15 protein-coding genes are annotated in these 15240 nt (G+C 59.7%); 8 read left to right on the top strand and 7 right to left on the bottom strand.

What is annotated here, in order from left to right; all coding sequences use genetic code 11:
- Nucleotides 1-74 precede the first annotated feature (74 nt).
- The 4 genes from J4721_RS09925 (at nucleotide 75) to J4721_RS09940 (ending at nucleotide 4104) form a co-directional block, all read left to right on the top strand.
- Nucleotides 75-572, top strand: a complete 498-nt coding sequence (locus tag J4721_RS09925) for a hypothetical protein (RefSeq protein ID WP_014876251.1) — start codon at nucleotides 75-77, stop codon at nucleotides 570-572.
- Between the two features lie 108 nt (nucleotides 573-680).
- A complete protein-coding gene (locus J4721_RS09930; protein ID WP_014876250.1) occupies nucleotides 681-1298 on the top strand; it encodes a ribonuclease HII in 618 nt (205 codons plus the stop codon).
- 110 nt (nucleotides 1299-1408) lie between these two features.
- Complete coding sequence (locus J4721_RS09935; protein WP_211002535.1) at nucleotides 1409-2512, top strand: site-specific DNA-methyltransferase; 1104 nt, start codon at nucleotides 1409-1411, stop codon at nucleotides 2510-2512.
- A gap of 179 nt (nucleotides 2513-2691) precedes the next feature.
- Entirely contained in the window at nucleotides 2692-4104 is a 1413-nt protein-coding gene (locus tag J4721_RS09940) for an adenylate/guanylate cyclase domain-containing protein (protein WP_211002534.1), read from the top strand.
- Here the strand turns inward: J4721_RS09940 and J4721_RS09945 are convergent.
- Nucleotides 4065-5228 (bottom strand): alkane 1-monooxygenase, encoded by a 1164-nt coding sequence (locus J4721_RS09945; protein WP_211002636.1) that lies wholly within the window; start codon nucleotides 5226-5228, stop codon nucleotides 4065-4067. The genes J4721_RS09940 and J4721_RS09945 overlap by 40 nt on opposite strands.
- Nucleotides 5229-5299: 71 nt before the next feature.
- The gene (gene mutY, locus J4721_RS09950) at nucleotides 5300-6373 is read right to left on the bottom strand and encodes an A/G-specific adenine glycosylase (RefSeq protein ID WP_211002533.1); all 1074 of its coding nucleotides are present in this window, start codon (nucleotides 6371-6373) and stop codon (nucleotides 5300-5302) included.
- 84 nt (nucleotides 6374-6457) lie between these two features.
- Here mutY and J4721_RS09955 point away from each other — a divergent pair, with 84 nt between their 5' ends.
- Nucleotides 6458-6985, top strand: coding sequence for a DUF721 domain-containing protein (locus J4721_RS09955; RefSeq protein ID WP_014876245.1), 528 nt, complete (start codon nucleotides 6458-6460; stop codon nucleotides 6983-6985).
- Nucleotides 6982-7653 (top strand): DsbA family protein, encoded by a 672-nt coding sequence (locus J4721_RS09960; protein WP_102875118.1) that lies wholly within the window; start codon nucleotides 6982-6984, stop codon nucleotides 7651-7653. Before J4721_RS09955 ends, J4721_RS09960 begins: the two co-directional genes overlap by 4 nt.
- 87 nt (nucleotides 7654-7740) lie before the next feature.
- On the opposite strand, the gene lpxK is transcribed toward J4721_RS09960, so the two are convergent.
- The 5 genes from lpxK to J4721_RS09985 form a co-directional block, all read right to left on the bottom strand.
- A complete protein-coding gene (lpxK, locus tag J4721_RS09965; protein WP_102875117.1) occupies nucleotides 7741-8745 on the bottom strand; it encodes a tetraacyldisaccharide 4'-kinase in 1005 nt (334 codons plus the stop codon).
- Nucleotides 8732-9928, bottom strand: a complete 1197-nt coding sequence (locus J4721_RS09970; RefSeq protein WP_014876242.1) for a 3-deoxy-D-manno-octulosonic acid transferase — start codon at nucleotides 9926-9928, stop codon at nucleotides 8732-8734. Before J4721_RS09970 ends, lpxK begins: the two co-directional genes overlap by 14 nt.
- A 30-nt stretch (nucleotides 9929-9958) precedes the next feature.
- On the bottom strand, nucleotides 9959-10762 hold the full coding sequence (locus tag J4721_RS09975; protein WP_102859453.1) for a 3'(2'),5'-bisphosphate nucleotidase CysQ: 804 nt from the start codon (nucleotides 10760-10762) through the stop codon (nucleotides 9959-9961).
- The gene (locus J4721_RS09980) at nucleotides 10749-12095 is read right to left on the bottom strand and encodes a TldD/PmbA family protein (RefSeq protein WP_061050211.1); all 1347 of its coding nucleotides are present in this window, start codon (nucleotides 12093-12095) and stop codon (nucleotides 10749-10751) included. The genes J4721_RS09975 and J4721_RS09980 overlap by 14 nt, the downstream gene beginning before the upstream one ends.
- Nucleotides 12096-12217: 122 nt before the next feature.
- The gene (locus tag J4721_RS09985; protein WP_211002532.1) at nucleotides 12218-13741 is read right to left on the bottom strand and encodes a DUF2125 domain-containing protein; all 1524 of its coding nucleotides are present in this window, start codon (nucleotides 13739-13741) and stop codon (nucleotides 12218-12220) included.
- A gap of 132 nt (nucleotides 13742-13873) precedes the next feature.
- On the opposite strand from J4721_RS09985, the gene J4721_RS09990 reads away from it, so the two are divergent.
- Together J4721_RS09990 and J4721_RS09995 are read left to right on the top strand one after the other, a co-directional pair.
- Entirely contained in the window at nucleotides 13874-14623 is a 750-nt protein-coding gene (locus J4721_RS09990; protein ID WP_211002531.1) for an SDR family oxidoreductase, read from the top strand.
- Nucleotides 14620-15237, top strand: coding sequence for an enoyl-CoA hydratase/isomerase family protein (locus J4721_RS09995; protein ID WP_102849845.1), 618 nt, complete (start codon nucleotides 14620-14622; stop codon nucleotides 15235-15237). The genes J4721_RS09990 and J4721_RS09995 overlap by 4 nt, the downstream gene beginning before the upstream one ends.
- The last annotated feature ends 3 nt before the right edge of the window (nucleotides 15238-15240 follow it).

A 15240-nucleotide genomic window follows, 5' to 3' on the forward strand; every position in this document is an offset into this window, starting at 1 on the left:
CGAGGGGACTGACCCCAAGCTGAACGCATCGGTCATCTGACCTCATGTTTTCAGATCTCAAGGAAGGACATCCCATGTTTCGCAGCACCCGCTCCAGCGCTGATATCAAACCGCATCGCAAGTTCATCACACTGATTGTTGCCGCTGCCGTAGCAGTGACGGGCTTCTCAGCAGCGCCGGCACGGGCGGATGAAGATGTGGCCAAGGTCCTGGCGGGTCTGGCCGTTCTTGGCATTATCGGGGCCATTGTGAAAAACAACCGCGATGACGATCATCCGCAGGTGACCCGTCCGCACCGCCCGACCCACGGTCGCCCCAACCGCCCTCATCGTCCCAAGCCACTGCCGCCGCGGGTGGCGCGTTATGACCTTCCGGCGCAATGCGTGCGGTATTTCCCGCGCTACAGCCAGAGCCGGACCCTGATGGGGCGGGGATGCCTGCGCAAGCAGTACGGTTTTGAACACAAGCTGCCCCGTGCCTGCCAGGTGACTTTCTGGAACGGCAAACGCAACCGCGTTGGTTACCGTCCCGATTGCCTGAAGAACCGGGGCTATCGCATCACCCGTCGCTGAAGCGGGATCACAGGTTCGAGCAGACTTAGGGGGCTTCGGCCCCCTCTTTTTTATGCTTGTCGGGTGGCCGGGCTTGAAACTCAGCGTAAAACCCGGTCAGACCAAGGGATGGACTATCCCGATTATACATTAGAGGCGGCCGCCCATGGGCGTGGCCAGATACGCATTGCAGGCGTGGATGAGGTGGGGCGCGGCCCGCTGGCAGGTCCGGTGACGGCTGCGGCGGTGATCCTGGACCCTGAAAATATCCCCGAGGGGCTGAACGACTCCAAGAAACTGAGCGCCAAACGGCGCGAGGCGGTGGAGGCGTCTATCTTTGCGCAGGCTGAGGTGGCGATTGCCCATGCCTCTGTTGAAGAGATTGATTCTTTGAACATTTTACGTGCGTCGCATCTGGCGATGGAGCGCGCGGTTGCGGCGCTGGACCCGGCACCGGACTACCTGCTGATCGACGGCAATCTGATCCCCAAAGGGCTGCTGCAGCCTGCGGAGTTCGTGATCAAGGGTGACGCCAAATCAGTCTCCATCGCGGCGGCTTCCATAGTGGCGAAACAGGCGCGCGACCGGATCATGGTGGATTTGGCGCAACAGTTTCCCGGCTATGGCTGGGAGAAAAACGCAGGCTATCCCTCCAAACAGCATCGCGAGGCGTTGGTCAGCCTAGGGGTGACCCCACATCATCGGCGTTCATTCAAGCCAGTACACAAGATGTTGTATCAAGAGTGAACCACATCGCGTTGTTCTAAAAAACAAATTGACCTCGAATCCACGATGACTCATCCTGTGGACAACCAAAATGAGCGCAAAAATGCGCCGTGGTTATCGAGGCAGAGCAAATGAACAAAACACTGACACGGGGCGCCGAGGCGCTCCCGCTAAACGCGATCCTTGACGGTGACTGCATCGAAGTGATGTCCGGTCTGCCGTCAAATTCGGTTGATCTGATTTTTGCAGATCCCCCGTACAACCTTCAGCTGAAGGGGCAATTGCACCGCCCTGACAACAGTAAGGTGGATGCCGTTGACGATCACTGGGACCAATTTTCCAGCTTTGGCGTCTACGACAAATTCACCCGCGACTGGCTGAAACAGGCCCGCCGCATACTGAAGCCTAACGGCTCCATCTGGGTGATCGGATCCTACCACAACATCTTCAGGGTCGGCACAGCCGTGCAGGACGAAGGGTTCTGGATCCTTAATGATGTGATCTGGCGCAAGTCGAACCCGATGCCGAATTTCCGCGGCAAGCGTTACACCAACGCGCATGAGACGATGATCTGGGCGTCAAAGTCGGAAGGGGCGAAATATACCTTCAACTATGAGGCGCTGAAGGCGTTGAATGAAGGTTTGCAGATGCGGTCCGATTGGGTGATGCCGATCTGCACAGGCCATGAGCGGTTAAAGGATGACGTCGGCAATAAGGCGCATCCGACGCAAAAGCCCGAAGCGCTGCTGCACCGTATCCTGGTGGGTTCGACCAATCCCGGTGATGTGGTACTGGATCCCTTCTTCGGTACGGGCACGACAGGTGCTGTTGCCAAGATGCTTGGCCGTGAGTTCATCGGGATCGAGCGTGAGGCCGCCTATCGTGAGGTCGCGGAGAAACGTATTAAATCCGTACGCAAATTCGACCGTGAAGCGCTGCAGGTTTCCGCCAGCAAACGCGCCGAGCCGCGCGTGCCTTTCGGGCAGTTGGTTGAGCGCGGCATGCTGCGTCCGGGCGATGAGCTTTATTCGATGAATCGTCGTCACAAAGCCAAGGTGCGCGCTGATGGCACGCTGATTGGCGACAATATCAAGGGATCGATTCATCAGGTCGGTGCACATCTGGAGAATGCACCGTCCTGTAACGGCTGGACCTATTGGTGCTTCAAACGCGATGGAAAAACTGTGCCCATCGATGTGTTGCGGCAACAGATTCGGGCAGAGTTGCAAAACTGATCCCACCTTTTTCACAACCTGTGTGAAACCGCAGGCGCTGTCGCTTTGCCGACGGCGCCTACCTTGCCCCGCCAACCCGGCGGGGTCTTTTCGTTTTGGCATGGCGCTTCATGGGGTGCATCCGGCGGCAGCTACCGCTAATTTGGCGTAAGACCGGCGCCGATAGATGGACAAACGTCATGGCTGTAACTGCCTCCGCCCCCGCTCCAGCATTGGACAGCGATGAAGCGATTTTCACGCAAGAGAGCCCTTATGCGCTGGACGCGCTGACCGAACACAAGCGCAATGGGCTGGAGCTGGCGGTGCGGGCGCGTTGGGTTGCGATGGCGGTCACGGCGGCGTTTCTGGTCTACGTCAATCCCGAATGGGATGTTCTGTACTACCATTTCATTCTGGCGTTGCTGTGCCTGAACGGCTGGCTCATCCGCCGAGTGGGTCGGGTCGGGCAATCGCGGTTAGAGATGCTCCTGATCTTTGCCGATCTGGCCATCATGACGGCTGGCATGGTCATACCGAACCCGTTCAGCAGTGAGGATCTGCCACTGGCGATCCAGTATCGCTACGGCAATTTCATCTACTTCTTCATCATTCTGGCGGCCGGAACGCTGGCGTACTCCTGGCGCACGGTGATTGCAATCGGCAGCTGGACGGTGCTGATCTGGCTGTCAGCGGCCTTCACCGCTTGGTGGTTCGCGTCGCCCCAGGCGGGGTTGAGTGCGGCGCTCTTGGAGGCGGTTGAAGGGAACCAGTCTCTGGTTTCTCTCGTTGATCCAAACGACTTTGCTCTGCACCAGCGGCTTCAGGAAGCGATCGTGTTCTTTCTGGTCGCTGTCACATTGGGGGTGTCTTCGCGACGGTTTTACCAGCTGATTCAGAACAATGCCGGTCTTGAGCGGGAGCGCGCGAATCTTTCCCGGTATTTTTCGCCCAATGTGGTGCAGCAGCTGTCGCAGAATGATGAACCGTTGAAGCAAACCCGGCGCCAGGATGTGGCGATCCTGTTTATTGATATCATCGGGTTTACCCGCCTCGCGGCTGAGCGTGACGCCTATCAGGTGATTGATCTCTTGAGGGATTTTCACGGCCGCATGGAGCTGGAAGTCTTTCGCCATCAAGGCACGCTGGACAAATATCTGGGCGACGGTTTGATGGCGACATTTGGCACGCCCTTGGCCGGTCCACACGATGCGACAAATGCGCTGGCTTGTGCGCGGGCCATGCTGGCGTCACTGGCCGATTGGAACGCAGAGCGCCGCCGGTATGGTGAGGCTGAAATCCACGTTGGTATCGGGGTCCACTTTGGTGAGACGGTGTTGGGGAACATAGGTGCCAACCGATTGGAATATGCGGTGATCGGCAATGCGGTGAATATCGCAGCGCGGCTTGAGGAACGGACCCGCGAGCTGGATGCTCTGATTGTGATCAGTGAGGCGCTGCGGAAGCGCGTGCAGAACGAGGGTGGCCAGCTAGATTTACAAACCGGTTTTGTCGAGCATCGCGGATGCGAGTTGCGCGGGCTGACGCTGCCGATGACACTCTGGGTGCTGCCTCGTCAGGCGGATGCTCTGGCGGGGTCCGGTTCTGGGCGCTGATCCGTCGGAAGGGCCTTGTTGTAGGCGCTCCAATCGGTGATCTCAGGGTAGTACATCTGTCGCCAACGCCGCACCCGCGGGTTCATTATTCGACGCCACAGCGGCGGGATCATCGCCGCAATCGTCATTACCGGGTAGCCAAAGGGCAGCTGTGGTGCGTCGGCTGTGGTATGGTTCTGTAGCAGTGGAAACCGTCGGTCAGGCTTGTAGTGATGGTCGGAATGGCGCTGCAGGTTGATCAGCAACCAGTTCGATGCCTTATGTGCGGCATTCCAGGAGTGGCGTGGCATCACGTGTTCGAATTTGCCATTGCCCAGATATTTGCGGGTCAGCCCGTAGTGTTCGACATAGTTCACCAGCTCCAGCTGCCAGATCGCAACACCTGCTTGCACCAGAAACAGCAACAGCCCTGTGAACCCGCCCAGCAGAAACGCAACCAGCAGCATGAGGCCTTGTAGCATCCAGTAGCGAAAGAACGGATTGCGCCGATCAGTCCAGGGTAGATCGCGGCGCGCCAGCTGGGCCCTCTCGGCATGAAAGGCGGAGTGCCAGCATTGTCGTAGCACTCTCGGATAGAACCGGTGGAACCCTTCGTTGTAGCGTGCCGTCACCGGGTCGCGGGGGGTGCCGACATGGCGATGATGAACAAGGAGGTGCTCAGATCTGAAATGAGAGTACAGCACCATAGCCAGGAGGATATCCGCAAGCCATCGTTCCAGCTTGTTCTTCTGGTGCATCAACTCGTGGCTATAGTTGATCCCGACAGTGCCGCTTAGGACGCCGACGCCGAAGAACACGCCAAATTTTTCAAGACCTGACAGATGTTCCGCCGCCGGGACATAGATGAGCGCGGCTACGAGCAGCAGAGCCTGCACAGGGACCCAGGCCATGGTTAGGGCGGAGTACCAGCGCAGGTCATCCTCCGGTGTGAGAGGGTCGGCGTTCTCCAGGTTGAGACCGAACACCCCGTCAAGCGCGGCAAAGAGATACCATGTGGCCAAGGGTGGCAGCAAAATGGCCCAACCGCCATAAACTGCTGCCAGCACTACCAAGGGAACCAGCAGGAAAGACAGCCAGAACGGCAGAGCGGCCTGCCAGCTGCGCAGTGTTTCGGGGGTGGTCATCATGGCGCAAATCCACTGACGTCTGAGACATTTTGCCGACTATGCCTGTGGTCCCGAAAAAAGAGAAGGGATCAGCGCTCCTTCCATAAATCAAAGGCCTTGCGCATGACCGTTGGCAGATCCGTTGGTTTGAAATCATGTCGCGCGATTACGCGCTGATTTTCCTCAGCTGCGAAATCTGCAGGCAAACCTGCCAGCATGACGCGCAGGATAAGATGAAAATGCGTGAAGGTATGACGCACCTCGGCATTGAGAAGCTGCCAGTCGGCCTCAAACGGCGGTGCGGGGGCCGGACTATCGGGGCTGTCCGTCCAGTCGCTGCCGGGCCAGCCCAACATGCCGCCCAAGAGCCCCTTGTCCGGGCGTTGTTCCAGCAGCCAGTCACCCGCAGCGCTGCGGGCCAGATAGACAATGCCGATCCGAGTGGGCTTGGGTTTCTTCGGGGTTTTCTTGGGCAGCTCTGTTGCAGTCCCCGCCGCGCGGGCTGCGCAGGGCGTCCGCCATGGGCAGATGCCGCAAGCCGGATTGCGCGGCGTGCAGATGGTGGCGCCCAGGTCCATCACGGCCTGAGCATGATCGCCGGGTCGCTCTGCCGGGGTGAGGGCGGCTGCTTTCTCCTTGAGCTGCGGTTTGGAGGTCGGCAGGGGAACATGGATATCGTAGAGCCGCGCCATCACCCGCTCGACATTGCCGTCCAAGACGGTTGCCTGCCGGTCAAAGGCAATGGCAGAGATCGCCGCCGCTGTATAAGGGCCGATGCCCGGTAGGGCGATCAGCCCGTCGTAGGTGTTGGGAAAGATGCCGCCATAGTCCTGCGCGACCACTCGGGCACATTTAAGCAGATTGCGTGCCCGCGCGTAGTATCCAAGCCCAGCCCATTCGGCCATCACATCCGCATCCGGCGCGGCAGCCAGATCTGCAACGGTTGGCCAGCGGCTGGTGAACCGATGAAAATAATCCTTCACAGCGGCCACGGTTGTTTGTTGCAGCATCACCTCACTTAACCAGATGCGATAGGGATCCGGCCAGACGCCAGCTGCGCGGTCCGCCGGGCTGATCCGCCATGGCAGGCTGCGGGCGTGCTGGTCGTACCATTCCAGCAATATGCTGCTTTGCGGTTGGCTCTGGCTGTTGAGGTCACGCATTCTTTATCCTTTGTGGCCCGGTTTCGCTGGTTCTCGCATGGCAGCCCTTTACAATAGGGCGAGCAGTCTAGCAAAACCACGGGCATGGCAGTGCAACGGACAAAATCTCGCGGGTTCAAGCGAACATCGCAGCTTCTGAATGATCAGATTCGCAAGGCCGGTGAAAGCCGGGGTTTTGCTGTGTCGCGTCTGCTGACCCACTGGGAAGAGATTGCCGGGCCTGACATCTCGTCTATCGCGCGGCCAGTCAACGTTCACTATGGGCGTGGCGGTTTTGGTGCGACATTGACGTTGCTGACCACCGGCGCCTATGCGCCGATGCTGGAGATGCAGAAGGAACCTTTGCGCAGCAAGGTCAATGCGGTCTATGGCTATAACGCCATTTCCAAGGTCCGCATTACCCAGACTGCGCCCACCGGTTTTGCCGAGGGGCAGGTCTCCTTCAAATATGCCCCGAAGGTTCGCAAACCGCAGGCGCCTGATCCGCAGGATGTGGCGGCAGCTGCCGAGGCTGCGACCGGGGTCGAAAGCGATGATTTACGCGCAGCCTTAGAACGGCTTGGGCGTAATGTGCTGACAAAACAGAAAACTCTCAGAAAGGGGTACGAATGACCCGTTTGATGTCCGGCATCTTTGCCTCCGTCGCAGTTGCGGCGGGTGTCTATGGCTATGCCGCATTGCAGGGCGGCACGTCCATGCCCAGCAATCCGCTGATCGGAGCTGCTTACGCACAAGAGACTGAGGTGGATACCTCCACCATCGTGGAAATGGTACAGGGTGCCGAAGATGCGCCGGTGACGCTGATCGAATACGCATCTTACACCTGCCCGCATTGTGCGAATTTTCATCAGGGCACCTATAAGAAGCTGAAGCAGGACTATATCGACACCGGCAAGGTGAAATTCATCTACCGCGAGGTTTATTTCGACCGTTATGGCCTGTGGGCATCAATGATTGCGCGCTGCGGTGGACCAGAGAAATTCTTTGGAATTAGCGATCTGATCTATAAGGGGCAGTCCGACTGGGCCCGTGCCGGTGGCGCGACCGAGATTGTCGATGCGCTGCGCAAGATTGGGCGGCTTGCCGGGTTGGAAGAAGAGCAGCTTGAAGCCTGCCTGCAGGACGGCACCAAGGCACAGACCCTTGTGAGCTGGTATCAGGAGAATGCGACTGAGCATGGAATCGAATCCACGCCCTCTTTCATTCTGAACGGCAAAAAGATCGAAAATCAGTCGTATGACGCGTTCAAAACGCTGATCGACGCCGAGCTGGACGGTTAATCCGCAGTCTCTCTGGAGGCATGAGAATCAGAAACCCGCCCGGTCTCCGTGGCGGGTTTTTTTGCGTCATATAGCCTGCAGATGTGGTTATGGTGGAGGTGGTGCAATTTCGCGAATTCGCGCCACGAGAGCCTCATCGTCGCTGATCTGCAGACGTACCGGCAGGGTTATCACCTTATTGCGGAAATTCTCCGGCAGGCGGACGGCGTCTTTTTCGGTGGTGACCATCTGCGCACCGATCAGCTTGGCCTCTGTTTCCAGTCGGGTCATCAGCGCGGTGGAGAGCGGCTGGTGGTCGTCCAGGGCTTCGCTGCGGCGCAGATCGGCGCCAAGCTCTCGCAGCGTGTCGAAAAATTTCTGTGGATTACCAATGCCCGCGAAGGCCAAAACGGGCGTTCCGCCCCAAGGCATGCCGGTTTTCAGCGGCTCAAGCGCGCCTGTGTAATGCGGACAAACCGTCAGCAGGTCCTGCCATGCTGCCCGGAACCGGGCCTGCGCATCGGGGTGCCCCAATGACAAGACCAGATCGGCACGGGCCAGACCTGTTGTGACCGGTTCGCGCAGGGGACCAGCGGGCAGGCAATGACCATTGCCGAACCCACGATCGGCATCGACCACAACAACCGAAAGATCCTTGTGCACGGCCGGGTTCTGGAAACCATCGTCCAAGAGAATGACCGTAGCCCCCGCAGCAGCGGCCGCCTCTGCACCGGCGGCGCGATCTTCTGCTTTCCACACCTCACCAAAGGCGGCGAGCAACAGCGGTTCGTCGCCAACCTGACTGGCGCGATGGCGTCCGGGATCCACCTGCATCGGCCCCTTAAGCGTGCCGCCATAGCCGCGCGTGACCACATGCGGCTCATGCCCCATGTCTCGCAGGCGTTCCAGAAACCAGATGACTGTTGGTGTCTTACCAGTACCGCCGGCATTGATATTGCCGACGCAGATCACCGGCACGCCCACTCTCAGCGGGGTGCCGCCAGCCAGCCGTTTTGCAGTAGCATGGGCGTAGATATGGCCCAGCGGGGACAGTAGGGTTTTGCGAATATCGAATTGTCCGGCTGGTTTGTGCCAGAAATCAGGGGCTTTCATGTCTGTCCTCTCGCTTGTCCAGAAGCTCCTGGACGCGATCCATCAGGTGGTCGGTCATGCTGGCGCCTTCGGTGACGACCTGCCAGCCTGCCAGTGCCATCTCGGCGGCGCGATCTGGTGCTGACAGGCTCAGCACGCCTTGTGCCAGATCTTCGACGTCATCGACCTTCTGTGCAGCGCCGACCTCGGTCAGGCGTTTGTAGAGGGCGCTGTAGGTTCCTAAACCCGGTCCGTGTAGGACAGCGGAACCAAGTGCTGCCGCATCCAATGGGTTTTGCCCGTTCGCGCGCGACGGCAGGCTGCCTGCGAGCAGGCAAAGCGGGGATAGCCGGTACCAAAGGCCGCTGTCCTCTGCAGAGCTGAGCAACACCTGCGTGTATTCATCAGGTTCTTCGCCGCTGTCCCAATCGGCTAACTGCAGGCCGCTTGTGATGATGGCATCGCGCGCTGCGGCCAAGTCCTGCTCGTCACGCATGGCGACGACCAGCAACAGCCGGTGCAACAGGCGCAATACGCTGCGGTGGGCGTTCAGGATCGTGGGTAGATCGTCCAGCTCAGTCTGCGATGAAAACCAGACCGGGCGGCTGCCCAATGTGGCTTGCATATGGGTGAGTTCATCACTGTTGCAGCCGGGGGGCGTGGTCGACAATCGCAAAGGATCCGTGCGTTGGATCCTGTCTGCGGCAAGGCCAAGGCGCAGCAGCTGCGTCCGTGCCTCATCCGAAGGGGTCATGATTTCGGTGAAGCGTTCAAACAGCCTGCGTCGCTGATCCGGCAACCAGCGGCTGGTGCGGTCGGGCAGCTCGCTGGCATCAATATCGACCAGCAGACTGTCCAGGTTGCGTTCGCTCATCTGGCGCATAAGGCCGCGGCGTAGATCCCCGCCCGACCAGATCAGCAGGTCGGGCCGCCAGTGATCCAGAAACATCCGCACCTCTGCCGGGCTGTCGTCGGGCGGCGGACCCGCAGCGAGATCGTAGCCATCGACGGGGGGGCGGTTGGTAATGCTCCGGCTCCATGTCACCAGCACGGACAGATCCGGGCGCAGGGATTTCATCCGGTTGCCCAGATCGCCAAGCGCCAGATACCGCTCTGCTGAGGAGGCATGGACCCACAGCACTTCGCCCACCGGCCGGGCCGGCCAGCGGAGACTACGTTCGGTTGCGGCGGAAAGTCTCGACATGGCTAGAGGGGTCCTGCTGCGGGGCACATGTCAGAGCGGGCGAAGGCCTGGGCTCTGCGGGTCGAGCGCGATGATCAGCTGGTCATGCAAGCGCGGCGGCGCGGCGATGACACCGTTGAGGGTCGGGTGTGGGTTGTTGTATCGCAATTCTCCGCCGAAGCGATCACTGCAACACCCGCCTGCCTCACGCAGGATCAGATCCCCGGCAGCGATATCCCATTCCCAGCTGGGGCGGAGGGTGAGCATCGCGTCGTAACCTGCATCTGCAACCCGTGCCATACGGTAGGCCAAAGACGGTCGATGGCTGCGATTGAAGCCTGGTACCTGACCATTCTGCCAGTGTTTGGGGTCCTGCACAGGTCGTGCCGCAAGCACGTTCGCCATGTTGAGGTCAGCTTGCGTGGAAACCCGGATCTTCGCACCATTGCGGGTCGCGCCCTGTCCACGCGCGGCACAATACATCAGGTCACGCTGGGGAAGATAGATGACCGCTGCGGTGATTTCACCATCTTCGGCAATTGCGAGCGAATGGGCCCAGGTGCGCGACCCCTCGGCAAAGCTGCGGGTGCCGTCGATCGGATCGATGATGAACAGTCTGTCATGGTCAAGGCGGGTTTCTGTGTCCTCGCTTTCCTCGGATAGCCAGCCATAGTCGGGCCGCGCCTTCTGCAGCACCTCGGACAGCATTTCGTTGACGGCAAGGTCCGCCTCGGTCACCGGTCCAGCACCGCCGGGTTTCTCCCATTTCTGCGCCTCTGGACCACTGTAGCGGCAGGCGATGTCGCCTGCCTGCTCGGCCGCGCGGATCAGCAGGGAGAGGTCAGTTTCCGGCAAGGGTCATCCCCTCGACCAGCAGCGAAGGCACAACACGAGACAGGTGGCTACGGGCGTCATTGGCGGGCACGATGCTGCGCAGCATGTCGCGCAGATTGCCAGCGATGGTGCATTCGTTGACCGGATAGGCAATTTCGCCATTTTCCACCCAGAAGCCTGCGGCACCACGGGAATAGTCGCCGGTATTGGGGTTGATGGTTGATCCGATCATGGAGGTCACCAGCAGGCCGGTCCCCATGCCGGATATCAGATTGGTGCGGCTGTTATTTCCCTGCGTCAGGGCGATATTCCACTGGGACGGCGAGGGCACCGATCCAACACCACGCGCTGCGTTGCCAGTGCTTTGCATGTCCAGTTTGCGCGCAGAGGCGAGGTCCAGTGTCCAGCCTGTGAGAACTCCATTGTCGATAATGGCGCGGCGTTGCGTCGCCAGCCCTTCGCCATCAAACGGGCGGGATCCCGCGATGCGCGGACGAAAGGGGTCTTCCGTTACGCTGAGCTGCGCAGGCAGGATCTGCTCTCCAAGCGCATCCTTCAGCCACGAGGAGCCACGGGCGATACTGGCACCGTTCACGGCCGCCAGCAGATGGCCGATCAGCGAGGAGGAGACCCGTTCATCAAACAGGACCGGATAACTGCCGGTTTCTGGCTTGCGCGCGCCGAGCCGCTCGATTGCCCGCTCTCCGGCTTGTGTTCCGATATCTTTGGCGCTGCGCAGGTCGCCCTGAAACGTACGGGAGTCGCCATCGTAGTCGCGTTCCATTCCTGTGCCGCTGCCCGCAATCGCCGTGCAGGAGATCGACCGGCTGCTGCGCTGATAGCCGCCCGAGAACCCGTTGGTCGCCGCCATATGGACCTTGTGGGTGCCGTAGCCGGCCGCCGCAGATTGCACCTGTGTGACGCCGGGCACAGCAAAGCCGGCGGTCTCAGCGGCAAGCGCATCCTCCTGCAAGGCCGCTGGTGCCGGTTCCTCACTTGGATCAAACAGCTCCAGTGCCGCCAAATCCCAGTCCTGAGCGAGCTGGCCAGGTTCGGCGAGGCCCGCATAGGGATCTTCTGGTGCTTCGCGGGCCATGGCGACGGCGCGCTCGGCCATGGCGGTCAACGTTTCGGCCCGCATGTCCGAGGCCGAAACGCAGGCCTGACGTTGTCCGACAAAGACCCGCAATCCCAGATCAACGCCTTCTGATCGCTCAGCATGCTCCAGCGTGCCCTGACGAACCTCGATGGAGAGAGAGCTGCCTTCGGCCACCATCGCATCGGCAGCATCAGCTCCGGCCTTGCGGGCGGCATCAAGGAGTGCGTGGCTTAGGCTTTCGGGGGTCTGGGTCATGGGCACCTACATGGGTTGAACGTCACCTAGAGCTAGCCAGCGCGGCCAGATGCTGCAAGAGCGCAGACGAAAAAAGGGGCCGCAAATCGCGGCCCCAATCAGGGATCAGCCTTGTGTCGCGATTACTTGATGCGCTGGCCGTTTGCCTTGATCTGACCGTCTTCGGTCACTTCGATCTTGGAGGTCAGCGTATCTTCGCCATCGCCCGGAACTGCCAGCATGCCCATCATCATGCGTGCGCCCATGGCATCGCTGTCCGATACCAGACCCATGCCGATCAGCTTGTCCAGCAGGGTATTGGCGCCCGCTAGGGTCAGATTGGCCTCGCCGGAGGGGGCCGGCATGCCGTCGAAGGTGCTCAGATCGTCGTTGTTGAAGGCAAAATCACCGGTACCGGTCAACTTGGCCCCAGCGGCGGAGATTTCGAGCGAATTCACGGTCAGCGCGTGCAGCTCGCCTGGTGCCTGTTCGCCATTCTCCACCTCTGCCATCGCTTCGGGATCAAAGAAGTCGAAGGCCAGCTTTGCCTTGCCTGCCAGATCCAGTGCAATTGTGGCGGGATCATGTGGCAGGGCACCGGTTGGATCCACCATCCCCCAGAGCATTTCCGGCACATCGAAGTCGCGCAGAACCAGGCCGAGGGCAAAGTCCTGTTCCTCGTCAGATTTGGCAACAGGCATGGTCAGCTTGAAACCGGCCTCAGCCATCGACAGTGCCAGCGGGAACGGCAGGTCCGAGCTGGTGATGTTGGTTTCGGTCCGATTCTGTTTCACGTCATAGGTCAGCCCATCAAGGCCCATGTCAAAGGCGATTGTTCCGCCTTCAGAGGTGCTGTCCAACGCAAATGTATCCGCGCCATCCTGGCCATTGATTGCGCTGTTGCCACTGGCAAAGTCAAACGTGCCTTTTGCGCTGAAACCGCCGCGCAGCAATGCCGCCATATCGGTGCTTTCCAACCCATTAGGTACAGTCGTGATACCGGTGAAATTTACCCCCTGCATCGCGCCCTTGAAGGCACCGCTGCCGTCGTCTTCAGGGATGTCGACAGAGGCGTCAAAATTCAGCGCTTCACTGGTCATGGTCTGGGTATAGGTGCGGGTATCCGCATTTGACATGATGGTCTTGGTGACCACATCCGTCAGCGTCATGTTGACTTTGATCGCGTCTTTCGGAAAGTCGGCGTCTGGCACCGTCATATCCTTCAGCGCGATTTTCATCAGGCCGCTGGCGTAATCGTAGGTCATTTCATCCGCATCACCGGAGACAAGCATCGGGCTGCCATCGTGGGAATACAGAACGGTGCCACTGACGAGACCTTCGGGACCATCAATTTTGAACATCATCGGCATTTCAGCAGGCAGCATGATATTGACAGTGCCATCGCCATTCTCGACGAATTTGATGTCAGGCAGGGTAAATGTGCCGTTGGTGTCTTCTTCCATGACCGGCATGGCCATAGAGATATCCGATATGGTCAGGGTATCGCCGGACATGGTTTCGGTGCCGCTCACGGCGTAGCCCGTGGCGGTCATGTAGGACTTCCAGTCTGACCAGACGTCTTTTGCCGTTACATCAGCCAGGGCAGCCTGGGCGGAAAACGCCATAACAATCGCAACACCGCTGCTGCGGGCGAGGAAAACGGACATAAGTATACCTTTCGTGGTCTATTTTGCGCCATGGTTGGCCGGAGGCGGTACCGGGTCAAGGGGGCATCACTCTGGACCGTTCCCCCTAACCAGTCTACCACACTTCAAAACAGGGACTTGGAGATTAATACTATGGAGATCAAGGGCAAGACAGTTGTGATAACCGGTGCAAGCCGGGGGATCGGGGCCGACGCGGCCCGCGTGTTTGGTGCCGCCGGGGCCAATCTGGCCTTGCTGGCAAGGAGCAAGGACAGCTTGACAGACCTTGCTCGGGAGATCGGCGGAAACGTGCTGACCTTTGCCTGCGATGTGGCGGACTATCCGGCTGTCGCTGCGGCTATTGCCGCAACCGAGGCGCAGTTCGGACGGATTGATGTGCTGATCAATAACGCTGGCGTGGTTGATCCCATTGCCCGGCTTGAGGCGGCTGATCCTGCCGACTGGGCACGGCTGATCGACATCAATGTGAATGGGGTTTTCAACGGAATGCGGGCGGTATTGTCGGGGATGAAGGCCGCCGGTGGTGGCACGGTGCTGACAGTCAGTTCTGGTGCTGCGCATAGCCCTGTCGAGGGTTGGAGCGCCTATTGCTCCTCCAAGGCCGCAGCCGCGATGCTGACCCGTAGCCTGCACCATGAAGAGGGCGCCAACGGCATCCGTGCCATGGGGCTGTCGCCGGGCACCGTCGCGACCGAAATGCAGCGTGTGATCAAGGCCAGCGGCGTCAATCCGGTCAGCCAACTGGAGTGGTCTGATCATATCCCGGCAGAGTGGCCTGCGCGCGCCTTGTTGTGGATGTGTACCGAGGCAGCAGACGATCTGGTCGGCACCGAAATTTCGCTACGCGACGAGCGCATCCGCAAGCAGGTCGGCCTGATATGATCGACCTTGATATCGCCGAAAATGGGTTGTGGACGGTGACCCTGAATCGACCGGACAAGGCGAATGCGCTGACTGCGGCGATGCTCGAGCAGCTCTGTGATATTGCAGAGCGCGCACAAGAGGCTCGTGGGTTAATCATTACCGGGGTTGGCCGTGTCTTCAGCGCCGGAGCTGATCTAGATGCGGCGCGAGCCGGGTTGGCGACGTCCCCCCTATGGGAGCACCTATCGGGCGCTATCGCTGATCTGCCCTGTCTGACGGTGGCTGCACTAAATGGTACTTTGGCCGGTGGAGCAAACGGCATGGCACTTGCCTGCGATTTGCGTATCGCCGTGCCGACGGCGAAGTTTTTTTATCCGGTGATGAAGCTTGGTTACCGTCCGCAACCCTCCGATGCGCGCCGGATGGCAGCTCTGATCGGTCCTGCACGTACCAAGATGATCCTGGCTGCCGGACAGAAAATCAGCGCTGATGAGGCGCATATCTTCGGGTTGATTGATCGCATTGTCGCTTCTGACGATTTGATGAGAACGGCGCATGATCTAATGGCGGATAGCCTCGCAGCGGAGGCGGAGATGGCGCAGGCAATTTTGGCAGATTGCGCCCGAGTATAGCAT

This window comes from Phaeobacter sp. HS011 (assembly GCF_018101215.1).
GTDB classification, from domain to species: Bacteria; Pseudomonadota; Alphaproteobacteria; order Rhodobacterales; family Rhodobacteraceae; genus Phaeobacter; species Phaeobacter inhibens.